General features: G+C 60.7%; 18 protein-coding genes and 1 pseudogene. 13 read left to right on the plus strand and 6 right to left on the minus strand.

Annotation, left to right across the window (positions count from 1 at the left end):
- Window positions 1-27 precede the first annotated feature (27 nt).
- Complete coding sequence (gene secA, locus PSH91_RS21060) at window positions 28-2,763, minus strand: preprotein translocase subunit SecA (RefSeq protein ID WP_305466660.1); 2,736 nt, start codon at window positions 2,761-2,763, stop codon at window positions 28-30.
- Window positions 2,764-3,070: 307 nt separating this feature from the next.
- Here secA and PSH91_RS21065 point away from each other — a divergent pair, with 307 nt between their 5' ends.
- Window positions 3,071-3,526 (plus strand): DUF721 domain-containing protein, encoded by a 456-nt coding sequence (locus tag PSH91_RS21065; protein WP_047227086.1) that lies wholly within the window; start codon window positions 3,071-3,073, stop codon window positions 3,524-3,526.
- Window positions 3,527-3,732: 206 nt separating this feature from the next.
- Here PSH91_RS21065 and PSH91_RS21070 read toward each other — a convergent pair whose 3' ends face one another.
- Entirely contained in the window at window positions 3,733-5,220 is a 1,488-nt protein-coding gene (locus PSH91_RS21070; RefSeq protein ID WP_076383684.1) for a helicase HerA-like domain-containing protein, read from the minus strand.
- 332 nt (window positions 5,221-5,552) lie between these two features.
- On the opposite strand from PSH91_RS21070, the pseudogene PSH91_RS26830 reads away from it, so the two are divergent.
- The 5 genes and pseudogenes from PSH91_RS26830 to PSH91_RS21090 all read left to right on the plus strand — a co-directional run.
- Window positions 5,553-6,392 (plus strand): annotated as a pseudogene (locus PSH91_RS26830) (cache and HAMP domain-containing protein); the annotation flags it as partial.
- A gap of 141 nt (window positions 6,393-6,533) precedes the next feature.
- Entirely contained in the window at window positions 6,534-7,298 is a 765-nt protein-coding gene (locus PSH91_RS26835; protein WP_370695207.1) for a methyl-accepting chemotaxis protein, read from the plus strand.
- A 185-nt stretch (window positions 7,299-7,483) separates the two neighbouring features.
- Entirely contained in the window at window positions 7,484-8,605 is a 1,122-nt protein-coding gene (locus tag PSH91_RS21080) for a glycosyltransferase family 1 protein (RefSeq protein ID WP_047227089.1), read from the plus strand.
- Window positions 8,606-8,621: 16 nt separating this feature from the next.
- Window positions 8,622-9,389, plus strand: a complete 768-nt coding sequence (locus tag PSH91_RS21085) for a polysaccharide deacetylase family protein (protein WP_305468576.1) — start codon at window positions 8,622-8,624, stop codon at window positions 9,387-9,389.
- Entirely contained in the window at window positions 9,386-10,381 is a 996-nt protein-coding gene (locus PSH91_RS21090) for a lysylphosphatidylglycerol synthase transmembrane domain-containing protein (RefSeq protein WP_139049273.1), read from the plus strand. The genes PSH91_RS21085 and PSH91_RS21090 overlap by 4 nt, the downstream gene beginning before the upstream one ends.
- A 7-nt stretch (window positions 10,382-10,388) precedes the next feature.
- Here the strand turns inward: PSH91_RS21090 and PSH91_RS21095 are convergent, their stop codons facing one another.
- A complete protein-coding gene (locus PSH91_RS21095) occupies window positions 10,389-10,580 on the minus strand; it encodes a hypothetical protein (RefSeq protein WP_288915309.1) in 192 nt (63 codons plus the stop codon).
- A 58-nt stretch (window positions 10,581-10,638) separates the two neighbouring features.
- A complete protein-coding gene (purU, locus tag PSH91_RS21100) occupies window positions 10,639-11,487 on the minus strand; it encodes a formyltetrahydrofolate deformylase (RefSeq protein ID WP_047227093.1) in 849 nt (282 codons plus the stop codon).
- Window positions 11,488-11,790: 303 nt separating this feature from the next.
- On the opposite strand from purU, the gene mvaT reads away from it, so the two are divergent.
- Entirely contained in the window at window positions 11,791-12,168 is a 378-nt protein-coding gene (gene mvaT, locus PSH91_RS21105) for a histone-like nucleoid-structuring protein MvaT (protein WP_047227094.1), read from the plus strand.
- A 93-nt stretch (window positions 12,169-12,261) separates the two neighbouring features.
- On the opposite strand, the gene sbcB is transcribed toward mvaT, so the two are convergent.
- Window positions 12,262-13,689, minus strand: a complete 1,428-nt coding sequence (gene sbcB, locus PSH91_RS21110) for an exodeoxyribonuclease I (protein ID WP_047227095.1) — start codon at window positions 13,687-13,689, stop codon at window positions 12,262-12,264.
- 1,036 nt (window positions 13,690-14,725) lie between these two features.
- Between sbcB and PSH91_RS21115 the strand changes: the two genes are divergently transcribed.
- From PSH91_RS21115 to PSH91_RS21140, 6 genes are all read left to right on the plus strand, one after another.
- A complete protein-coding gene (locus PSH91_RS21115) occupies window positions 14,726-15,451 on the plus strand; it encodes an RDD family protein (RefSeq protein WP_305466665.1) in 726 nt (241 codons plus the stop codon).
- On the plus strand, window positions 15,448-16,422 hold the full coding sequence (locus tag PSH91_RS21120; protein ID WP_305466666.1) for a stage II sporulation protein M: 975 nt from the start codon (window positions 15,448-15,450) through the stop codon (window positions 16,420-16,422). Before PSH91_RS21115 ends, PSH91_RS21120 begins: the two co-directional genes overlap by 4 nt.
- Entirely contained in the window at window positions 16,409-17,947 is a 1,539-nt protein-coding gene (locus PSH91_RS21125) for a DUF4129 domain-containing protein (protein ID WP_305466667.1), read from the plus strand. The genes PSH91_RS21120 and PSH91_RS21125 overlap by 14 nt, the downstream gene beginning before the upstream one ends.
- Complete coding sequence (locus PSH91_RS21130) at window positions 17,944-19,107, plus strand: DUF4350 domain-containing protein (protein ID WP_305466669.1); 1,164 nt, start codon at window positions 17,944-17,946, stop codon at window positions 19,105-19,107. The genes PSH91_RS21125 and PSH91_RS21130 overlap by 4 nt, the downstream gene beginning before the upstream one ends.
- Complete coding sequence (locus PSH91_RS21135; protein ID WP_047227100.1) at window positions 19,104-20,108, plus strand: MoxR family ATPase; 1,005 nt, start codon at window positions 19,104-19,106, stop codon at window positions 20,106-20,108. The genes PSH91_RS21130 and PSH91_RS21135 overlap by 4 nt, the downstream gene beginning before the upstream one ends.
- A 217-nt stretch (window positions 20,109-20,325) precedes the next feature.
- Window positions 20,326-21,657 (plus strand): DUF58 domain-containing protein, encoded by a 1,332-nt coding sequence (locus PSH91_RS21140; RefSeq protein ID WP_047227101.1) that lies wholly within the window; start codon window positions 20,326-20,328, stop codon window positions 21,655-21,657.
- A 16-nt stretch (window positions 21,658-21,673) separates the two neighbouring features.
- On the opposite strand, the gene PSH91_RS21145 is transcribed toward PSH91_RS21140, so the two are convergent.
- Complete coding sequence (locus PSH91_RS21145; protein ID WP_305466670.1) at window positions 21,674-22,651, minus strand: hypothetical protein; 978 nt, start codon at window positions 22,649-22,651, stop codon at window positions 21,674-21,676.
- Window positions 22,652-22,662: the final 11 nt, after the last annotated feature.

Consider the following 22,662-nt stretch of genomic DNA (forward strand, 5'->3'; position numbering starts at 1 on the left):
CGGGTCGTTCAGCGCTTGAAACGGGTGTTACTGAATCTGCCCGTGACAATGCTTGTATTTCTTGCCCGAACCGCAATAGCACAGCTCGTTGCGGCCCAGCTTCTGCTCGTTACGTACCGGCGCGGTCGCCAAGGCAACATCCACCTCGGCGCCCTCCTCCTGGGCAACTTCCAGGCCTGGGGCCGAGGCGTGCTCGAACTGCATGCGCGCGGCCAAGGCTTCGGCTTCCTGACGCAAACGGGCTTCTTCTTCGGCCGGGTCTTCGCGGCGAACCTGAACGTGGGACAACACGCGGATCGAGTCGCGCTTGATCGAATCCAGCAACTCGGAGAACAGCGTGAACGACTCGCGCTTGTACTCCTGCTTGGGGTTCTTCTGGGCATAACCACGCAGGTGGATACCATGGCGCAAGTGATCCATGGTCGACAGGTGGTCTTTCCACAAGTCGTCCAGCACCCGCAGTACGATCTGCTTCTCGAAGGAGCGCAGCGCTTCTTCGCCGGCCTGGTCTTCTTTCTCATTGTACGCGGCGATCAGTTCAGCCAGCAGCTTCTCACGAAGGGTTTCTTCGTACAGGTGATCGTCTTCGTCCAGCCATTGCTGGATCGGCAACGCCACGCCGAAGTCGCTCTGCAAGGCAGCTTCCAGACCGGCGACATCCCACTGCTCAGGCAGCGACTGCGGCGGAATGTGGGCGCTGACGGTTGCGTTGAGCACGTCCTGGCGGAAATCTGCGATGGTTTCGCCAATGTTGTCGGCGGCCAACAAACTGTTACGCATGTGATAAATCACTTTACGCTGTTCGTTGTTGACGTCGTCGAACTCCAGCAATTGCTTGCGGATATCGAAGTTGCGGCCCTCGACCTTGCGCTGGGCTTTCTCGATGGCGTTGGTGACCATCCGGTGTTCGATCGCTTCGCCCGGCTGCATGCCCAGGGCCTTCATGAAGTTCTTCACCCGATCAGAGGCGAAGATACGCATCAGGCTGTCTTCCAACGACAGATAGAAGCGGCTGGAACCGGCATCGCCCTGGCGACCGGCACGGCCACGCAGCTGGTTGTCGATACGACGCGATTCGTGACGCTCGGAAGCGATCACCTGCAAACCGCCAGACTCGAGCACCTGTTGATGACGCTTCTGCCAGTCGGCCTTGATCTGCGCGATCTGCTCGGGCGTCGGGTTTTCCAGGGAGGCGACTTCCACTTCCCAGTTGCCGCCCAACAGGATGTCGGTACCACGGCCGGCCATGTTGGTGGCAATGGTCAGGGCACCCGGGCGACCGGCCTGGGCGATGATCTCGGCTTCTTTTTCGTGGAACTTGGCGTTGAGGACCTTGTGCTCGATACCTTCCTTGGTGAGCAATGCGGACATGTGCTCGGAGGTTTCGATTGTGGCGGTACCCACCAGGATAGGACGGCCCTGGGCCATGCATTCCTTGATGTCGGCGATGATCGCCGCGTATTTCTCATCGGCGGTGAGGAACACCAGGTCGTTGTAGTCTTTACGGGCCAGCGGCTTGTTAGGCGGGATCACCATCACTTGCAGGCCGTAGATCTGATGGAATTCGAACGCTTCGGTGTCGGCGGTACCGGTCATGCCGGACAGCTTGTTGTACAGGCGGAAGTAGTTCTGGAAAGTGGTCGAGGCCAGGGTCTGGCTTTCGGCCTGGATGTTCAGACCTTCCTTGGCTTCGATGGCCTGGTGCAGGCCTTCGGACAGACGACGGCCCGGCATGGTCCGGCCGGTATGCTCATCCACCAGCACGACCTGGCCGTCCTGGACGATGTACTCGACGTTGCGATGGAACAGCTTGTGCGCACGCAGGCCGGCATAGACGTGGGTCAGCAGGCCCAGGTTATGGGCCGAGTACAGGCTCTCGCCCTCGGCCAGCAGGCCGACGCGGGTGAGCATTTCCTCGATGAACTGGTGACCGGCTTCATTGAGCTCGACCTGACGGGTCTTCTCGTCGACCGTGTAATGGCCAGCCTTGGTCACTTCACCCTCGACTTCTTCGACGTGAAGTTCCAGCTGCGGGATCAACTTGTTGATCTCGATGTACAGCTTGGAGCTGTCCTCGGCCTGACCGGAAATGATCAGCGGGGTACGGGCTTCGTCGATGAGGATGGAGTCGACTTCGTCGATCACGGCAAAGTTGAGTTCACGCTGGAATTTTTCATCCATGCTGAACGCCATGTTGTCGCGCAGGTAATCGAAACCGAATTCGTTGTTGGTGCCGTAGGTGATATCGCAAGCGTAGGCGGTGCGTTTTTCTTCCGGCGGCTGGAACGGCGTGACCACGCCGACCGTCAGGCCGAGGAATTCATACAGCGGACGCATCCAGTTGGCATCACGGCGGGCCAGGTAGTCGTTGACCGTCACCACGTGCACGCCCTTGCCGGACAGTGCATTGAGGTATACCGCCAGTGTCGCCACCAGGGTCTTGCCCTCTCCGGTACGCATTTCAGCGATCTTGCCTTCGTGCAAGGTCATGCCGCCGATCAACTGAACGTCGAAGTGACGCATGCCCATCACCCGCTTGCCGGCTTCACGGGCAACCGCGAAGGCTTCGGGCAGGAGCTGGTCAAGGGTTTCCCCCTTGGCGATGCGGTCCTTGAATTCGGCAGTCTTGGCGCGTAACTGATCGTCCGAAAGGGCCACCATTTGCTCTTCGAAGGCATTGACGATCTGTACCGTCTTGAGCATGCGTTTGACTTCACGCTCGTTCTTGCTTCCAAAAAGTTTCTTTAACAAAGGCGCAAACATATCGGCAGGATCTTCCACACTAAAGGGATGGAGGGCGGCCCCGTGAGTCGCCCGTGCAGCCCTCATGGCCGCATGCGAACGAGCATTCTACCCGGAAACGATGGTGAGGAAAGTGGCGTTATTCCACGATGCTGGCACAGCGCTGTGACGGGGCCTCCCTAAAATAAGGGCTTTTGCGCGAACTTCAACCCACAAACGAGAGAAGTTATTCATTGATTGCGCGGACAAGGGCGCCCGCGGCGAGCGGTCGCGGCGTACTCGGCGCTTTCTGCTACCATGGCGCCTCTGTCACTTGCGGTATTCGTTCATGGCCTTTCGCCCTCTTCCAGCCAAGGTTCCCGCCGTTCTGCTGCGCGAAGCCAAACCGCTGAAAGCCATCTTCGGCCACGCCAAACGACTGGGTCACTTGCAGCGCCTGCTGGACAGCCAACTACAGCCCGCCGCTCGCGAGCACTGCCACGTGGCCTCCTGGCGCGAAGGCAGCCTGCTGCTGATCGTCACGGACGGTCACTGGGCTACGCGCTTGCGCTATCAGCAAAAGCGCCTGCTGAGGCAATTGCAGGCGTTCGAAGAATTTGCCGGCCTGACGCGGATTCTGTTCAAGGTACAACCGCCCACGGTGCAAGTCGCCGTCAAGGGGCACACGCTGGACTTGTCCACCGACGCAGCCGCCACCATCCAGGCCACCGCCGATGGCATCACCGACCCCAACCTGCGGGCGGCGCTGGAGCGGTTGGCGGCACATGCGCGGCCCAAGGATTGACTTCCAGGTCGCCAGTTGAATCGCTATCGCGAGCAAGCTCGCTCCCACAGGAGATCTTCAGTGAACACAGATTTTGTGTACGACACAGATCAATTGTGGGAGCGAGCCAGCTCGCGATAGCGGCAGATCAGTCGGTACATTTGGCGCCTGTTGAATCGCCATCGCGAGCAGGCTCGCTCCCACAATGTTGAACTGTGCCGAGCCGGTTACCGGCGCTTTTTGCTCCCCAGCAACGACCCCATCAACCCACGTACCAGTTGCCGTCCCAACTGATTGGCGGCCTGGCGCATCGCCGATTTCAATGCCTGGCCGGCCGCCGTACCGAGAAATTCCCCGGCCTTGTCGGTGAAACTCGGTTCTTCAGCGCTCGCCTTGCCCTGTGCCTCTTCGGCTTGCGGCTCCAAGCCCTTGCGCCCCATCAGCACTTCATAGGCCGACTCGCGATCAATGGGTTTGTCATAACGCCCTTGCAAAGGGGAACGGGCGATCAGCCCGGCGCGTTCAACTTCGGTCAACGGCCCGATCCGCGACTGTGGCGGCGCCACGAGCACACGCTGGACCATTTGCGGCGTGCCCTTTTCCTGCAAAGTGCCCACCAAGGCTTCGCCAATACCCAGCTCGGTCAGCACCGTCAGCGCATCGAATTGCGGGTTGGGCCGGAAACCGTCCGCCACCGCCCGCAGGGATTTCTGCTCCTTGGTGGTGAAGGCCCGCAAGCCGTGCTGGATGCGCAGGCCCAACTGCGCCAGCACGTCGTCCGGCAAGTCTCCTGGCGACTGGGTCACGAAGTACACCCCCACGCCCTTGGAGCGAATCAGCCGCACCACTTGCTCCAACCGCTCTTGCAACGCCTTGGGGGTATCGGCAAAGAGCAGATGGGCCTCATCGAAGAACAGCGCCAGCAGCGGTTTGTCCGCGTCGCCGCGCTCGGGCAATTGCTCGAACAACTCGGCCAGCAGCCAGAGCAGGAACGTTGCGTAGACTTTTGGTGCTTCATGCACCAGACGGCTGGCGTCCAGCAAATGGATAGGGCCGCGGCCGTCGCTGGCCGGTTGCAGGATGTCTTCAAGCTGCAAGGCCGGCTCACCGAACAGCGCATCCGCGCCTTGTTGCTCCAATGTGGCCAAGCGCCGCAGCAAAGCCTGGCTGGAACCGGTGGTCATCAAAGCGGCGTCGTCCCCCAGCAGCTCAGGGTTGTCCCTGAGATGATTGAGCAGTGCCTTCAAGTCCTTGAGATCCAGCAGCAACAGGCCTTCGCGGTCGGCAACCTTGAAGGCCGCGTACAGCGCCGATTGCTGACTGTCGGTGAGTTCCAACAGGCTGCCGAGCAACAGCGGGCCCATTTCACTCAGGGTGGTGCGCAGTGGATGACCGGACTTGCCATGAATGTCCCACAAGGTCACCGGATAAGCCTGGGGTTTGTGGCCGAGCCAGGACATGCCGGCGATACGCTCGGCGACTTTGCCTTGGGGGTTGCCGGCGGCGCCGAGGCCGCACAGGTCGCCCTTGATGTCTGCGGCGAATACCGCAACGCCGGCATCGCTGAACGTCTCGGCCAGGCGTTGCAAGGTGACGGTCTTGCCGGTGCCGGTGGCACCTGCCACCAGACCATGACGGTTAGCCAGACGCAGGGCCTGGGCGATGGGTTGGCCGGCAAGGTCGGCGCCAATAACAAGTTGCGATGAGTCAGGCATTTCGTCACCTGTGGTTAATCTATGGCCTTGCATGGCCGATATCTAAAGCGACAGACCCTACTGAAACAAGGTCGGATAATTCCCTAAGGAGAGGAGGAAATATCAGCTTTTTTTCACTATGAAGCCATTTTTGCGCGCTTATATATAAGCACGCTTAGCGTATCAAGACCTTAGCGGACCCCCGTGCCATGAATAAAAACCTGCGCTTTAGCCATAAAATTCTAATAGCCGCCGCGCTCATCGTGATTGCAGCCTTCGCTTCCTTCACGACCTACAACGATTACCTGCAACGCAATGCCATCCGTGACGATCTGGACAGCTACCTGCATGAAATGGGTGCTGTCACGGCAAATAACATTCAGACCTGGCTGACCGGCCGCATCCTGCTTATCGAGAACCTGGCCCAGAACATCGCCGTCACCCCCGACCCGAGCAGCGTCACCCACCTGCTGGAACAGAAAGCGCTGACCTCGACCTTCATGGCGTCCTACCTTGGCGATGCCCAGGGCAGTTTCATCATTCGCCCCGATGCGAAGATGCCTGACGGTTTCGATCCGCGCGTACGTCCTTGGTACAAAGGCGCACAAAGCAGCAGCACCTCGACCCTGACCGAACCCTACATCGACGCTGCCAGCGGCGGGCTGATCATTTCCATCGCCAGCGCCTCGAAAAACGCCACGCAAAATGTCGGTGTCGTGGGCGGCGACCTGAGCCTGCAGACCATTGTGGACAACCTCAAGACCGTGAATTTCGACGGCATGGGGTATGCCTACCTGATCAGCGCCGACGGCAAGATCCTGGTACACCCGGATAAAGCCCTGGTCATGAAAACCCTGGCCGAAGCCTACCCGACGAACACCCCGAAGATCAGCGACCAGATCAGCGAAGTCGAAGTCGATGGCCAAACGCGCATCGTGACCTTCACGCCGATCAAGGGCCTGCCCTCGGTGAACTGGTACGTCGGCGTGTCGGTGGACAAAGACAAGGCCTACTCGATGCTCAGCGATTTCCGCACCTCGGCCGTCGTGGCGACGGTCATTGCCGTGGCGTTCATCATTGCACTGCTGAGCATGTTGATCCGCTTGCTGATCCAACCGCTGCATGTGATGACCCGGGCGATGGAAGACATTGCCGATGGCGACGGCGACCTGACCAAACGTCTGACGATCCAGAATCAGGACGAATTCGGCATTCTGGGCACGGCGTTCAACCGTTTCGTGGAGCGTATCCATAATTCGATCCGCGAAGTGTCCTCCGCCACCGAACACGTCAACGAAGTCGCCTTGCGGGTGGTGAGCGCGTCGAACTCCTCGATGGTCAATTCCGACGAGCAGGCCAGTCGCACCAACAGCGTGGCCGCGGCCATCAATCAATTAGGCGCCGCTGCTCAGGAAATCGCCCGCAATGCAGCGCAAGCTTCCCATCAGGCCAGCGACGCCCGTGGCCTGGCCGAGGATGGTCAACAAGTGGTGGATCGCAGCATTGCCGCGATGAATCGCTTGTCCGACTTGCTGAGTGCCTCAAGCAGCAACGTTGAATCGCTGAACAGCAAAACCGTGAACATTGGCCAGATCCTGGAGGTGATCACCAGCATTTCCCAGCAAACCAACCTGCTGGCCCTCAATGCTGCAATTGAGGCAGCCCGGGCCGGGGAGGCCGGGCGCGGGTTTGCCGTGGTGGCCGATGAAGTGCGCAACCTGGCCCACCGCACCCAGGAATCGGCGCAACAGGTGCAGACCATGATCGAGGAGTTGCAGGTCGGCGCCCGGGATTCGGTCACGACCATGAACGACAGCCAGCGCCACAGCCAGGAAAGCGTGGAAATCGCCAACCTGGCCGGCGAGCGCCTGAACAGCGTGACCCAGCGCATCGGTGAAATCGATGGCATGAACCAGTCAGTGGCCACCGCCACCGAGGAGCAGACGGCCGTGGTGGAATCCATCAACGTGGACATCACCGAGATCAACACGCTGAACCAGGAAGGCGTGGAGAACCTGCAATCGACATTGCGCGCCTGCTCAGACCTTGAGCAGCAAGCGGCGCGGTTGAAGCAACTGGTGGGCAGTTTCCGCATCTGACGTCATCGCCAGCAGGCTCGCTTCCACGGGGTTTTGTGCACAACACAGATCCATGGTGGGAGCGAGCCTGCTAGCGATAGGCCCCTCTCAAACGACACACTGCTGACAGACATTCCACCGCCCACAACCCCAACCGAACATCTATTCTTACTAAAGGTCAACAAAGGAGAATACAGACCGGAGGGATGTTCATCGTGCACATAGCGGACATAACCATGTTCTACGCCCCCGCCAGCGGCGGCGTGCGCACTTATCTGGATGCCAAGCACCGGCGCCTGAGTGATCGGCCCGGAATTCGTCACAGTCTGTTGATCCCTGGCGCGCATCTGAGCGAGCACGACGGGATCTATAAGGTCCCGGCCCCCGCCCTGCCTTTCGGCAAGGGCTACCGCTTCCCGCTTCGCCTGGCGCCCTGGCGCAATGTCCTGCGTGATTTACAACCGGACCTGATTGAAGTCGGCGATCCCTACCTCACCGCATGGGCTGCCCTGGATGCCCGGCGCCAGCTCGATGTGCCGGTGATCGGTTTCTATCACTCCGACCTGCCGCTGCTGGTCAGCAACCGCATGGGCAACTGGTTCACGCCCAACATCGAAGCCTATGTCAGCAAGTTGTACGGCAATTTCGACCGGGTCCTGGCGCCGAGCCAGGTCATGGCCGACAAGTTGATCGGGCTGGGGGTCAAGAACGTCTACGTGCAGCCTTTGGGCGTGGATCTGCAAACCTTCAACCCCGCCGCCCGCGACCCGGAACTGCGTGCCGAACTGGGAATTGCCGAAGACACGCGCCTGCTGATTTTCGCCGGTCGCGGTTCCAGGGAAAAAAACCTGCCGGTGCTGCTCAAGTGCATGAAACGCCTGGGCGAACGTTACCACCTGCTGCTGGTGGGTTCGTCCATGCCCGCCGTGGTGCCGGACAACGTTACGGTGGTCGATGAGTTCTGTCCGGCGCCGCAAGTTGCCCGGCTCATGGCCAGCGCCGATGCCCTGGTGCATGCCGGTGACCAGGAAACCTTCGGCCTGGTGATCCTCGAAGCCATGGCCAGCGGTATCCCCGTGGTGGCGGTGGCGGCCGGGGCCTTCACCGAAATCGTCCACGAAGACTGCGGCCTGCTATGCACGCCCGACAATCCACAGGCCATGGCCAACGCCGTGCGGCAGCTGTTTGCCGAAGGCTGTCAGCGACGCGGTGTGCTGGCGCGCCAGCACGTTGAGCGTCACTACGCCTGGGACTCGGTGGTCAACAGCCTGTTGGGCCACTACCACAGCGTCCTGGGTGAACAACTGCCCCTGTTGGCCAATGGTTGAGGTGAAGTCCGTGTCGATGAATCAATCGCCCAGCCTACTGTTGGTGCTGCATGACGTGGCGCCGCAAACCTGGCCCGACTACCAGCACTTCGTCGAAGCTGTCGACGCCCTCGGCCAGGTGCCAATGACCTGGCTGGTGGTGCCGGACTTCCACCACGCCAATGCGCTGGAGGATCACCCAGGTTTTCGGCGCCTGCTCGACAACCGGGTCGAGCGCGGCGACGAATTGGTGCTGCACGGCTACTACCATTGCGACGATGGCCCGCCGGCGACTCATCCCAAGGACTGGTTCATGCGCCGGGTATATACCCACGAAGGCGAGTTTTACAGCCTGTCCGAGGAGGCGGCCCTCGCCCGCCTGCGTGCGGGTGTCGAAACCTTCCAGCGCTACCAGTGGCCACTGGAGGGTTTCGTCGCTCCGGCCTGGCTCATGAGCGAAGGCACGCGCCAGGCACTGCGCCAGTTGCCACTGAGTTACACCAGCGATCCCCAGCATCTCTATCGCTTGCCGGACTTCACCCCGATCGACGCTCCGGGACTGGTATGGAGCGCCCGCAGCGCCTGGCGCCGTGGCCTTTCCAAAGTCATCAATGATCAACGTGAACAGCGCTGGCGTCAGGCGCCAGTCATTCGCCTTGGCCTGCATCCCGTCGACATGCGCCATGGGTTCTCCCGGGATTATTGGTTGCGCACCCTCGAACGTCTGCTCAACGACGGCCGCGTACCGATGACCAAGGTCCAATGGCTGGCGACCCAGGGCCTGCGGGTCAGCGACGCGGCATGAAACGGCTGATATGGCTGGGCGCCGCCTTGCTCTTGGCGCTACTGGTGCCGTGGTTGATGGGTGGCGGGGAGATGTGGTCGCGGGTGCAGCGCTTTCCCTTGTCACTGCTGCTGACCATGCTCGGCATGATTGTCCTGTGCTGGGGCTTGAACTCCGTGCGCCTGCGTTTGCTGCTGGGTGAACACCGCGGGCGCGTCGGCCGGCTGAAAAGCATTGGCGTCGTCATGTCTACCGAGTTCGCCATGTGTGCCACGCCCGGCGGCAGTGGCGGGCCGCTGACGCTGATGGCGTTGCTGGCGCGCAACGGCGTGCGTCCGGCCCATGGCAGCGCGGTGTTTGCCATGGATCAGTTGAGCGATCTGCTGTTTTTCCTCTGCGCCTTGGTCGGCATCCTGTTTTATGCCTTGTTCCAGAACCTCAGCCAGAGCATCGAATGGATGCTGGCATTGAGTGCCTTCTCGTTGTTTGGCGGACTGTTCGGCTGCGTGCTGGTGGCCCGCTACCACCGCAAACTGATTCTGCTGGGCGCTCGGTTATTGCGACATCTGCGGGTAAAGACCGCCACTCGCCAACGCTGGGGACGCAAGATCCTGCACTTTCTGGCGGCATTTACCGACACCCTGAAATTGCCCCGTCAGACCCTGTTCCAGGTCTTCGGCCTGACCTGCCTTCACTGGGCCCTGCGCTACAGCGTGTTGTATCTGGCGTTGAGAGGACTGGGGGCGGATTTGCAGTGGGCCTGGAGCTTTCTGATCCAGATGCTCTCCTTGAGCGCAGGGCAGTTCAGCCTGCTGCCCGGTGGCGCCGGCGCGGCAGAGTTGACCTCGGCGGCGCTGCTGGCGCCCATGGTGGGAAAATCCACGGCCGCAGCGGCAATTCTGATCTGGCGGGCCGTGACCTATTACTTTTATCTGGTCGCCGGTGGACCCGTGTTCTTTTTGATGGTCGGGCGACCATTGATCAAGAAACTGATCAAGCTGCGACAGGCGTGACTCCTATTTAGACTTCACCGTTTTCAGGCTTTGCAGGCGCTGGTTCGTCCTCGGGGTGCATTTGTTTCCACAGTTGCGCAGCGTCGGGAAACTCCGTGCCATCCTCCGGGCTCAACGCTTCAGGATCGTAACGGCTCAGGCACCCCTCACCCAGGGTCGCCGGGGCTCGGGAGGTGGCTTTGTCCAATGGGTCGGTCATGGCGAACCTCATGAAAAAAGGGCCTGGTGATCACTCGCCCAGGCCCTTTGCACTGTAGTCAGAACACCACGGTCTTGTTGCCGTGCACCAGCACTCGGTCTTCCAGGTGATAACGCAAGCCGCGCGCCAGTACCATTTTTTCCACGTCACGGCCGAAACGCACCATGTCTTCGATGCTGTCGCTGTGGCTGACGCGCACAACGTCCTGCTCGATGATCGGCCCTGCGTCCAGCTCTTCGGTCACGTAGTGGCAGGTGGCGCCAATCAGCTTCACACCCCGCATCGAGGCCTGGTGATACGGCTTGGCACCGACAAACGACGGCAGGAAGCTGTGGTGGATATTGATGACCTTGTGCGCGTATTCGCTGCACAAGGAAGGCGGCAGGATTTGCATGTAGCGGGCCAGCACCACCACCTCGGCGTCGTGCTGTTTGACCAGCCGCGAAACTTCGGCAAACGCCGGCTGCTTGTCCTGTGGGTCGACCGGAACGTGGTAATAAGGGATACCGTGCCACTCCACCATACTGCGCAAGGCGTCATGGTTGGAAATGACACAGGCGATGTCGCAATCGAGCTCATCGCTGTGCCAGCGGTGCAGCAAATCAGCCAGGCAGTGAGATTCTTTACTGGCCATCAGCACCACGCGTTTTTTCTGCTCGGTATCGGTGATTCGCCAGTCCATCGAAAACTCTTCGGCAATCGGTGCGAACGCCTCACGAAAGGCTTCGATGCCGAAGGGAAGCGAGTCGGCACGAATTTCGTGACGCATGAAAAACCAGCCACTGTGAGTGTCCGAGTGATGGCTCGCTTCAGTGATCCAACCATTATGGGACGCCAGAAAATTACTGACCTTAGCAACGATGCCGACGCGGTCCGGGCAAGCGATCACCAGCCGAAAAGTGCGCATTAGGGGAACTCCAGAACTTCACAAAGGCGGCCATTCTAGCCATTGCGCGGCAAAACTGCAGTATCGATGACACGCCGCGCACATTTGTCTGCCCGGGCAGCAATGGGCCGGACCTTTGGCAACACGCTATATTTGTGAGCAGATGTGAAGACTGTGTTTCAGTATTTAACTGCAACGCCGTTTTTGCGAGGCTGCACTAATTAATTAAATAAAACATCGGTTAAATGTTTACTTGATGAAACTGTCTGATTACTATTGCCTCACTGTCTCCTTGTCACCCGCGTCCTACATAAGGTAGTCCTCATGTCCTTGATCAATGAATACCGCAGCACCGAAGAAGCAATCAAAGAACTGCAAGAACGCCTGAAAGCTCTGTCCAAAGACGACAAGCTGCAGAAAGAACTGGAATTCGAAGGCAAACTGCGCACGCTGATGGGCGAATATCAGAAATCGCTGCGTGACATCATTGCTATGCTGGATCCAGAAGCCAAATCGAGCAAGGCAACCCGTGGCGCCGTAAAAACTACCGGCACCAAACGCGCTCGCAAAGTTAAGCAATACAAAAACCCGCACAACGGCGAAGTCATCGAAACCAAAGGTGGCAACCACAAGACTCTGAAAGAGTGGAAAGCCAAGTGGGGCGGTGACGTGGTTGAAGGTTGGGCAACCCTGTTGGGCTAAGCCTCACCGGTTCGCGCCGCTTTATGCGAACAGAATAACGCCAGCGATTGCTGGCGTTTTTTTATGCCTGCGATTTACCCACTTCATCGCCACTCAAAGGCTTAAACGTTTACGCAATTGCTGGCTGTAGCCCTGCCACTCTATGAGTACCTCGCGCTGCAATGGCGTGGAAACGGCCATCCATTCCTCCATCGCCTCATCAAAACTTTGCAAGGTATTAGGCGCCCCCCATTCAGGGGAGGACAAACGCTGCTGACAGAAAAGTCTCCAACGCTCCTGCTCTTCGCCGGTCAAGGTCTCAGGGAAGTTGCGCGCGCGATATCTGAACAATAACTCCGGTAAACGCTCATCATCAAAAGGCCAGTGCTCTGAAGCCAATTGAGCCGGGTCAGCCATGCGGACTTGCTCGCACAATCGACGATCGCGGTCGCCGATGAAGCCTGCGTATAACTGCTGCTCGGGATCCTCACTGGCCGTGAAATCCTCGCGACCATAAATGGCCTGAAGTTTGTCCTGCCAAACTTGCTGTGCGTCAGTTAGCCGCAGCGCACGCTCCTGATAAACGTCCATGTCCAGTTGCAGCCGCTGCTGGTCCTCGGCACGCAGCACCGAGAGCGGCGCGACCACCGGGCACTTGTTGATATGAATGAGTTTGAGAGGCACCGGCAACTCGCCTTCGAGCAGTTCTTCACGGCGGGTATACAAACGTTGCCTCAGGGTTTCAGCATCGTGGTCCAGCAAACCCAGCGGGTCCAGGTGCAAGTCACAGACAATCAGGGCATTGCGATTTTTCGGGTGCCAGGCCAATGGTAAAACTACCCCGATGTAGTTGCGCGCGGCCGAGAAACGCCCGGAAACATGCACCATAGGCTGCAACAGGCGGATCTGATCCATGACTTTCTGTTTGCTGCGCAGTTGGAACAGCCACTCGTAAAGCCTGGGTTGTTTCTGGCGGATCAGACGGGCCAAGGCGATCGTCGCGCGCACGTCCGACAACGCATCGTGAGCCTGGCCGTGGTCAATACCATTGGCGGCGGTCAGGCGCTCCAGCTTGAGGGTCACGCGGCCCTCCTCTTGCGGCCAGACAATGCCTTCGGGGCGCAGCGCATAGGCGGCGCGCACCAGGTCGATCAGGTCCCAGCGGCTATTGCCGCCCTGCCACTCGCGCGCGTACGGGTCGAAAAAATTCCGATAGAGGCTATAGCGGGTCATTTCGTCGTCGAAGCGCAGGGTGTTGTAACCGGCGCCACAGGTGCCGGGCGCGGCCAGTTGCCCGTGGATACGGGTCATGAAGTCGGCTTCAGTCAAGCCTTTGTCGGCCAGGCATTGCGGGGTAATGCCGGTGATCGCACAAGCCGCCGGATGCGGCAGGATGTCCTCGCTGGGCTGGCAATACAGGTTCACCGGCTCGTCGATTTCATTGAGTTCGAAATCGGTACGGATCCCCGCCACTTGCAAGGGCCGGTCACAACGCGGGTTGATGCCGGTGGTTTCGTAGTCGTACCAGAAGATAGAAGTCACGGGGCGTTCCTGGGTTGAAGACTGGCGAAGTCTAGGCCTTCGAGCCCACCTGCGGCCAGCGCTGCCTGAGTTTTGAAATCCAAAGGGGGATCTGAGGCGGACACCGGATCAGTGAACACCCCGATCAAAACTGTGGGAGCGAGCCTGCTCGCGATAGCGGTCTGCCTGAAACGGCAATGCTGAATGTGCCGCGGTCATCGCGAGCAGGCTCGCTCCCACAAGGGATGTGTGGCGGGTGCAAAATGCGTGAACACCGTCAATCAAAACTGTGGGAGCGAGCCTGCTCGCGATAGCGGTCTGCCTGAAACGGCAATGCTGAATGTGCCGCGGTCATCGCGAGCAGGCTCGCTCCCACAGGGGATGTGTGGCGGGTGCAAAATACGTGAACATCGTCAATCAGAACTGTGGCGAGCCTGCTCGCGGCGTCTGCCTGAAACGGCAATGCTGAATGTGCCGCGGTCATCGCGAGCAGGCTCGCTCCCACAGGGGATGTGTGGCGGGTGCAAAATACGTGAACATCGTCAATCAGAACTGTGGGAACGAGCCTGCTCGCGATAGCGGTCTGCCTGAAACAGCAATGCTGAATGTGCCGCGGTCATCGCGAGCAGGCTCGCTCCCACAAGGGATGTGTGGCGGGTGCAAAATGCGTGAACACCGTCAATCAGAACTGTGGGAACGAGCCTGCTCGCGATAGCGGTCTGCCTGAAACAGCAATGCTGAATGTGCCGCGGTCATCGCGAGCAGGCTCGCTCCCACAAGGGATGTGTGGCGGGTGCAAAATGCGTGAACACCGTCAATCAAAACTGTGGGAGCGAGCCTGCTCGCGATAGCGGTCTGCCTGAAACGGCAATGCTGAATGTGCCGTGGTCATCGCGAGCAGGCTCGCTCCCACAGGGGTTCTGCTTTTGTGTTCGGGTCCTGAATCCTGTGGCAAGCCATGAAATGACATACATAGTTATGTCGTTTGCCCGCACGAAGACTGCTAGCATCGGGACCGAGACTGAACGTTCGAACCGGCCCATCACTCAGGTTGCCCATGCTCGAGAGACCAGCACTGCAAAGGAACGCGAAGCTGCCCCCGCCACTCGATACGCGGTATCAGGTTGAAACGCCCGAAGGCATCGACCTGCCGCTGCGCCCGGCGGGGTTGATGCCTCGTGCGCTGGCCTTTGCCATCGACCTGGGCATACGCGGGCTGGTCCTGGGGCTGGTGTTCATCATCCTGGCGTTTTTTGGTGAGCTGGGCATTGGCCTGGGCTCCATCCTGCTGTTCGTTGTCAGTTGGTGGTACATGGTGCTGTTCGAGGTGCTGAACCAGGGGCGCTCCCCCGGCAAGCAGATCATGGGGTTGCGAGTGGTGCAGGACGACGGCAGGCCTATCGGCTGGTCCGCTTCACTGATCCGCAACCTGCTGCGTTTTGTCGACATGCTACCCTTCGGCTACACCTTCGGGGCAATCAGTTGCCTGCAACATCCTGCCTTCAAACGCCTGGGAGACCTGGCCGCCGGCACCCTGGTGGTGTATCGCGAGCAACCGGTCAAACGTCCCGCGCTGCCCCTGGCGCAGTCGATACGACCGCCCTTTACCCTGAGCCTGAACGAGCAACGCGCCGTGCTGGGTTTCGCTGAACGCCAGGCTGAACTGTCCGAAGCGCGGGTCAACGAACTGGCGAGCATCCTGGCCGCGCCACTGAACGTCCAGGCCCCCAGAGCCGTGGCCGAACTCAATGGCATCGCCCGTGGCCTGCTGGGGCCGACATGAAACAAAGTCTGTTCGAAAGCCGCCACCAAGGCGAATGGGACCGACTGTCCCGACAACTCGATCAACTGGAGCGCAGTCGTAACGTGCCCCAAAGCAGAGACTTTCCTCCTGCCTACCGCAGGCTTTGTCAGCATCTGGCGCTGGCCCAGGCACGAGGTTACAGCAGCCTGCTGGTCGACACGCTGCAGCAGTTGGCGCTGCGCGGTCACCAGCAACTCTATCGGGATCGCAGCCGGCCATCGACCGGCCTTTCGACTTTCATCCTGGCCGGTTTCCCCCGACTCGTGCGGGAACAATGGCGTTTCGTACTGGCCGCCGGAGCGATGTTCATGGGTAGCCTGATCGGCATCGGGCTGCTGGTCTATCTGTTTCCCGAGCTGGTCTACAGCCTGTTGAGCGTCGAGGAAGTCAGCCAGATACGTGGCATGTACGACCCGGCCAGCGGGCACCTGGGGCGTTCGATCGAGCGGGCCGCCAGCCAGGACTGGGTCATGTTCGGCTACTACATCATGCACAACATCGGCATCGCCTTTCAGACATTCGCCAGTGGCTTGATGTTTGGCCTGGGTAGCGCGTTCTTCCTGTTTTTCAACGGCCTGACCATTGGTGCGGTGGCCGGGCACCTGACCCAGATAGGCTCGGGTGGGACGTTCTGGTCGTTCGTCATCGGCCACGGCGCCTTCGAACTCACTGCCATCACGTTGGCCGGCGCCGCCGGCCTGCAACTGGGCTGGGCGTTGATCGCACCGGGGCGCCTCACCCGAGGCGAGGCCTTGCGGATCGCCGCCGGCAAAAGTGTGCTGATGGTCGGCGGCGTGATGCTGTTGCTGCTGATTGCCGCGTTCATCGAAGCGTACTGGTCCTCCAGCGCCGTGACAGCCGCGACCAAATACACGGTCGGCGCCTTGTTGTGGCTTCTGGTGATCAGTTATCTGGTGTTTGCCGGACGGGCCCGCCATGCGTCTGAGTGATGCCACCGTGGTCATCCGCCCGCGCACCACCTGGGAAGCCATGGACCTGGGCGTGTTGATGAGCCAGCAGCATCGACGTTTGCTGATGACCAGCTGGGCCGTTATCACGCTGCCGGTGTTTGCGCTGTTGTCCCTGCTGCTGTGGGATTCGCCCTCTCTGGCGATGTTCCTGTTCTGGTGGTTGAAACCGGCCTTTGACCGTTTGCCCCTGTACATTTTGTCCAAGGCGCTGTTCGGCGAAACACCGACGCTGAAACAGGCCTTGCGTCAGTGGCCCGCGCTGCTCAAGCCCCAGTTGCTGGCAAGCCTGACCTGGCGACGGCTGAGCCTGAGTCGCAGCTTCCTGATGCCCGTGGTGCAACTCGAAGGACTCGACGACGAGGCGCGTGAACAGCGCTTGCGGGTGCTGCTGCAACGCAACCGTGGCGCAGCGCAATGGCTGACCGTGATCGGCGTCCACCTGGAGATCGCCTTGTGGTTCGGCCTCATGGCCCTGTTCTACCTGCTCGTGCCGCAGCAGGTCGAACTGCAATGGAACTGGCAGACGCTGATCGCCGTCGCCGAGCACGACTGGTTGTGGCTCGAACATCTGATCAACCTGCTGTATCCCCTGCTGCTGATCGTCTGGGAGCCGGTGTATGTCGCCTGCGGTTTCAGCCTCTACCTGAACCGGCGCACGATACTCGAAGCCTGGGACATTGAACTGGTGTTCCGACGCCTGCGCCAACGCCTGAGCAGCACTGCCCCCGCGCTGATGCTGCTGGCACTGCTGTTGTTGCCGCTGGCACCGCCGGCCTGGGCCGCCGAAGACAACACCGGCCCCGACAGCCCGCGGCTGCTCAACCAACCTCTTACCAGCGAAGCCTCCAGGGACAGCATCAAGGCGATCCTCCAGGCTCCGCCGTTCAAAAACCCGGAAACGGTCACCCGCTATCGACTGGGTGAAGAAACCGCCGAATCGGCCGAGACCGACGAAGCGCCGGGCTGGCTCAAGGCATGGTTCAAATGGATCAGCGGCCAACGCTTCGACATCGCCGCCGCACTGATCCAGATCGTACTGTGGGCCTGCCTGGTGGCGGCGATTGCCTGGCTGGCCTGGCGCTACCGGGAAAAGCTCAGGGCCTTGGTGAATCTGCGACCGACAAAACGCCCACCCGTGGCACGAGCGGTGCCGGCGCAGATGTTCGGTCTGGATATTCGCGAAGAAAGCCTGCCGGACGACGTGGCCACCAGCGTGGAACAACTATGGGCCGCTGCCCCTCGCCAGGCCCTGGGGCTGCTGTATCGGGCCTTGCTCAGCCGGTTGCATCATGACTTTGCGCTTCCCTTGAAACCGGCCGACACCGAAGGCCAGGTGCTGCAACGCATCGAACAGCTTGAGCATGAACGCCTGCTGACGTTCAGCCAACACCTGACCCAGCACTGGCAAAACATTGCATACGGCCATCGCCCGCCGCCGCCCCACCTGCAACAGCAACTGTGCGATGACTGGCGCGGGTTGTTCGGGCCGGAGGCGTCTCGATGAATCGCCGCGCAGGGCTGTTGGTCGGCGCCGGGGTGGCCGCGCTGCTCTGCGTCATGGCCCTCTATCTGTTCCTGAAGGCAGTGCCCTATCAGGAAACCATCGATCACGGCCCCTCCCCCGAGGCCCAGGCCAATCCCTACCTGGCCGCCGAACATTTCCTGCGCCGGCAGGGCATAAACGTCGAGCACGCCAATAATCTGGACGTCCTGCCCAACCTTGAGCCTGATCAGCGCAGCCTGCTGTTGTTGGGTGAACGCACCCACATGACCCCACGGGAAGTCGATCAGTTGATGAACTGGGCCCAGGCCGGTGGACGATTGCTGTTTGTCGCCGAAGCCTTGTGGGATAACAGTACCGCCAGCAGCGGCGACTTATTGCTGGACCGTGTGCGCCTGCGTCAATTCCTGAGCAAGGACCTCAAGACGCCGGAGCCCGAACTCATCAAGGATCGCTACCCCAAGCTGACCAAGCTGTACCTGGAGGACGAAGAAGCACCCGCGTACGTCGGCTTCGACACCGATTTCCACCTCGAAGACCCGCAAAACCTAGCCCAGGCTTGGGCCAACAGCGCGTTGGCGACCCACATGATGCAGCTCAACCATGGCCTGGGCTCGATCACCGTGCTCACCGACGCCGAGCTGTGGAAGAACGACCATATCGACCAATACGACAACGCCTGGCTGCTCTGGTATTTGAGCGCCGACACCCACGTGACGCTGCTGTATGACATCGACCATGACAACTTGCTGGCCCTGTTGCTGCGTTATTTCCCCCAGGCCTTGGTGGCGCTGCTGGCCTTGATCGCCCTCTGGCTCTGGCGTTCGGCGGTGCGTCAGGGCCCGCTGCAACAACCGGCTCCCAAGGCGCGGCGCCAGTTGGAGGAACACGTGCAGGCCAGCGCCGGTTTTCATCTACGACACAATGGCCGTCAGCATCTGCTGCACAGCTTGCAACAGGACGTGCTGCGCCGGGCACGCCATCTGCATCCCGGTTTCGAACAACTGGCCGTGGCCGAACAGTGGCAAGTGCTCGCCCGCCTGACCCGCCAACCCACGCGGGCCATCAGCCAGGCCTTAAGCCCCCGACCGCAACAGCGCATGTCCAGCGCTGAGTTCTGCCGTCAGGTCGCCCATCTGCAAACCCTCAGGAATGCCTTATGACTGAAGAGAACGAACCTGCCGGCGGCCAGACCCACGCCGCCCAACAGCGCCAGCGCGCCAGTCAACTGGCCCAGGCTATTCGCACCGAGCTGCACAAGGCGGTGGTCGGCCAGGCCGCGGTGATCGACGATGTGCTCACGGCCCTGATCGCCGGCGGACACGTCTTGCTCGAAGGGGTTCCAGGATTGGGCAAGACGCTGCTGGTGCGCGCCCTGGCCCGCTGTTTCGGCGGCGAATTCGCGCGCATCCAGTTCACCCCCGACCTGATGCCCAGCGACGTCACCGGGCACGCGGTGTACGACTTGCAGACCGAGCAGTTCAAGCTGCGCAAGGGGCCGGTGTTTACCAACCTGCTGCTGGCCGACGAAATCAACCGCGCCCCGGCCAAGACCCAGGCGGCGCTGCTCGAAGCCATGCAGGAACGCCAGGTCACCCTCGAAGGTCGCGCCTTGCCCATCGCCCAACCGTTCATGGTGCTCGCCACCCAGAACCCGATCGAACAGGAAGGCACCTACCCGCTGCCGGAAGCCGAGCTCGACCGTTTCATGCTCAAAGTGCGCATGGACTATCCCGACGCCGACCAGGAATTGAACATGGTCCGTCAGGTCAGCCGTTCGACCCGGGCCGACATGCTCGATGTACAGCCGTTGCGCACGGTGTTGCAGGCCAAGGACGTGCAAGCGCTGCAACGCATCGCCAGTGACCTGCCGATGGACGATCAGGTGCTCGACTACGCCGTGCGCCTGGCCCGCACCACCCGCAGCTGGCCGGGCCTGACCCTAGGCGCCGGGCCGCGTGCCTCGATTGCCCTGGTGCGCTGCGCCCGGGCCCGGGCATTGTTGCGCGGCGGCGAGTTCGTGGTGCCGGATGACATCAAGGGCTGCGCCCTGGCCGTGCTGCGCCACCGGGTGCGGCTGGCACCGGAGCTGGACATCGAAGGGCTTTCGGTGGATCAGGTGCTGGGGCAACTGCTCGATCAAGTGCCGGCGCCGCGGTTGTGAGGAGGCGGCCTGTGCCAAGAGCACTTCTTGAGGCAAGACCGCTTTCTGTGGCGAGGGAGCTTGCTCCCGCTGGGCTGCGAAGCAGCCCCCTGGTTTTGCCTGGCACACCGCAAGGGGACGCTACGCGTCCAGCGGGAGCAAGCTCCCTCGCCACAGGAAACCTCTTGGCGGCAAACTCTTTTACCAAAGCAAATACCTTCTCCAAGGGAACGCCCCCATGAAACCCGCGCGCCTACTGCTGACCTGGCTCGCCATTCTGCTGGCCCTCGGCATCGTGCTGGGCGCGTTGCGGGCGCTGGGCGTTGCGGTTCCATCGATGTTGCTGTCGATCCACTGGGGGTTGCTGCTGGCCCTTTTGGCCCTGGCAATACTTGATGCCGTACGCCTCAAGCGCTTGCCCTCGCCCCGGGTGCAACGGCAGATGCCCGGCAGCCTGGCACTGGGTCGCTGGAGCGAAGTGCGACTACAGATCAGCCATGACTTTGCGCAGCCGCTGAATGTTCAGGTCTTCGATCACGTCCCCGACGGCCTGGACTTCGAAAGCCTCCCCTTGTCGGTCGAGCTGCAACCCGGTCAACACAGCCAGGTTGGCTACCGCCTGCGCCCGCTCAAGCGCGGTCACTTCAGCTTTGAACACTGCGAAATCAGCCTGCCCAGCCCATTGGGCCTGTGGGCCGGCAAACGTCTGCTGGACGCCCTCGACCACACCCGCGTCTACCCGGATTTCGCCAGGCTCTACGACGGTCAACTGCTGGCGGTGGACAACTGGCTCAGCCAATTGGGTATCCGCCAGCGCCAACGGCGCGGCCAGGGGCAGGAGTTTCATCAACTGCGCGAATTTCGCGAAGGCGACAGCCTGCGCCAGATCGACTGGAAGGCCACTGCCCGCCATCGCACACCGATTGCCCGGGAGTACGAAGACGAGCGCGACCAGCAGATCATCTTCATGCTCGATTGTGGCCGGCGCATGCGCAGCCAGGACGGCGAGCTGGCGCACTTCGACCACGCTCTCAACGCCTGCCTGCTGCTCAGCTACACCGCGCTGCGCCAGGGTGACGCCGTGGGCCTGAGCACCTTCGCCAGCGAACAGCCACGCTACCTCGCACCGGTCAAAGGCACCGGTCAACTCAACGTGTTGCTCAACACCGTGTACGACCTGGACAGCAGCCAACGCCCGGCCGACTACCAGGCCGCCGTCACCCAACTGCTGACCCGGCAAAAGCGCCGAGCCCTGGTGGTGCTGGTGACCAACCTTCGCGATGAAGACGATGAGGAGCTGCTGGCCGCCGTCAAACGCCTGGGCCAACAGCATCGGGTTCTGGTGGCGAGCCTGCGGGAAGAGGCACTCGACCGCTTACGCCAGACACCGGTGCAAACCCTGCCCGAAGCCCTGACCTATTGCGGGACAGTGGATTATTTAAACGCCCGGGCCGAACTGCATGAGCGCTTGAGTGCCCATGGGGTGGCGGTGCTGCAAGCCCGGCCCGGGGAGTTGGGGGCCGAGCTGGTGACGTTGTATCTGGGGTGGAAGAAGGCGGGGAATTTGTAGGCCATCAGCGTGCATATCAGGCATGGCTTGCGTCATAGCGATTGACGATCGACAAGGACATGCTATCACCCTCCAATTGCGTCGCACTGACCTCGCCCTGAGCGTTGGTGCGATTGTAGGGCGCTCCGTTAAGCAGTGTTCGAACGCCCGCTGCGGGTTCATTCGTGAACCTGGAGATGGCACGAATATGCTTTAGATAATAATCCAGTAATGGATCAAAAGACGGGAATGGTCCCGTTGTCCAACGCTCAGCCCTGACCAGGTTATGCCCCAACGACATAGCGAGTGACCCCGTCGTCACGCCCGACTCCACGACTTCCATGCGCAAGGAAAAACTCCCATCCCGGGTAGTGTTGAGGCAATTCAATTCCCAGCTGGCACCCTCGAGAGTCAATAACTGGGCACGCTCCAATGCAGGCGTGACCACCACACCGAGACTCACGGCGGATTCGCCATCCCACACCAGCTTTACCTGCTTATTCAGAAGCGAGCTGGAAGGTTCAGGCCAAACGGTAAAAGTGTGGCTTGCACCATGGCAAGGGTAGGCGGCCCCCTCTCCAAAAGTGAGCGCAAACTCGTCGAATTTAACGTTCAGCTCTTGCGCGACATCCACTACTCTCCCTGGTACTGGCGGCGACTTCGGCATTTCCTCAATTAAAGGCATCCCAAACTGCAATACAAAAGTGCCGCCTTGCGCCTCGTCTGTAGAAATAGACCAGCTCAAGGAGGTAGTCCCCGCCTCCATCGCCACCAATTGCCCCAACGGCGGATCGAAAACCAAACCCTGCGTCTCTTCACCCGGTTTATATTCCAGAAGAATCCGGGCGTGCGGATCGCCGATCAACCAGCTGTATTCATAATCCAACGTCAGCGTGCACACCTCTCCGATGACTGAAGCCACCTCGACGTCAGGCCACCTTACCGGCTGGCCGTTGACATAAGGCCTGAATTCCTGAAGCCAGGTCATGTCATTGGGTACTGATACAACTTTCATAGGTGCTACCT

The sequence above is a fragment of the Pseudomonas sp. FP1154 genome (assembly GCF_030687245.1).
Classification (GTDB): domain Bacteria; phylum Pseudomonadota; class Gammaproteobacteria; order Pseudomonadales; family Pseudomonadaceae; genus Aquipseudomonas; species Aquipseudomonas rhizophila.

Coding starts and splice junctions, on each gene's coding strand:
- secA (WP_305466660.1), bottom strand. CDS start 2,763: ATGTTTGCGCCTTTGTTAAAGAAACTTTTTGGAAGCAAGAACGAGCGT.
- PSH91_RS21065 (WP_047227086.1), top strand. CDS start 3,071: ATGGCCTTTCGCCCTCTTCCAGCCAAGGTTCCCGCCGTTCTGCTGCGC.
- PSH91_RS21070 (WP_076383684.1), bottom strand. CDS start 5,220: ATGCCTGACTCATCGCAACTTGTTATTGGCGCCGACCTTGCCGGCCAA.
- PSH91_RS26835 (WP_370695207.1), top strand. CDS start 6,534: ATGGTCAATTCCGACGAGCAGGCCAGTCGCACCAACAGCGTGGCCGCG.
- PSH91_RS21080 (WP_047227089.1), top strand. CDS start 7,484: ATGTTCATCGTGCACATAGCGGACATAACCATGTTCTACGCCCCCGCC.
- PSH91_RS21085 (WP_305468576.1), top strand. CDS start 8,622: ATGAATCAATCGCCCAGCCTACTGTTGGTGCTGCATGACGTGGCGCCG.
- PSH91_RS21090 (WP_139049273.1), top strand. CDS start 9,386: ATGAAACGGCTGATATGGCTGGGCGCCGCCTTGCTCTTGGCGCTACTG.
- PSH91_RS21095 (WP_288915309.1), bottom strand. CDS start 10,580: ATGACCGACCCATTGGACAAAGCCACCTCCCGAGCCCCGGCGACCCTG.
- purU (WP_047227093.1), bottom strand. CDS start 11,487: ATGCGCACTTTTCGGCTGGTGATCGCTTGCCCGGACCGCGTCGGCATC.
- mvaT (WP_047227094.1), top strand. CDS start 11,791: ATGTCCTTGATCAATGAATACCGCAGCACCGAAGAAGCAATCAAAGAA.
- PSH91_RS21115 (WP_305466665.1), top strand. CDS start 14,726: ATGCTCGAGAGACCAGCACTGCAAAGGAACGCGAAGCTGCCCCCGCCA.
- PSH91_RS21120 (WP_305466666.1), top strand. CDS start 15,448: ATGAAACAAAGTCTGTTCGAAAGCCGCCACCAAGGCGAATGGGACCGA.
- PSH91_RS21125 (WP_305466667.1), top strand. CDS start 16,409: ATGCGTCTGAGTGATGCCACCGTGGTCATCCGCCCGCGCACCACCTGG.
- PSH91_RS21130 (WP_305466669.1), top strand. CDS start 17,944: ATGAATCGCCGCGCAGGGCTGTTGGTCGGCGCCGGGGTGGCCGCGCTG.
- PSH91_RS21135 (WP_047227100.1), top strand. CDS start 19,104: ATGACTGAAGAGAACGAACCTGCCGGCGGCCAGACCCACGCCGCCCAA.
- PSH91_RS21140 (WP_047227101.1), top strand. CDS start 20,326: ATGAAACCCGCGCGCCTACTGCTGACCTGGCTCGCCATTCTGCTGGCC.
- PSH91_RS21145 (WP_305466670.1), bottom strand. CDS start 22,651: ATGAAAGTTGTATCAGTACCCAATGACATGACCTGGCTTCAGGAATTC.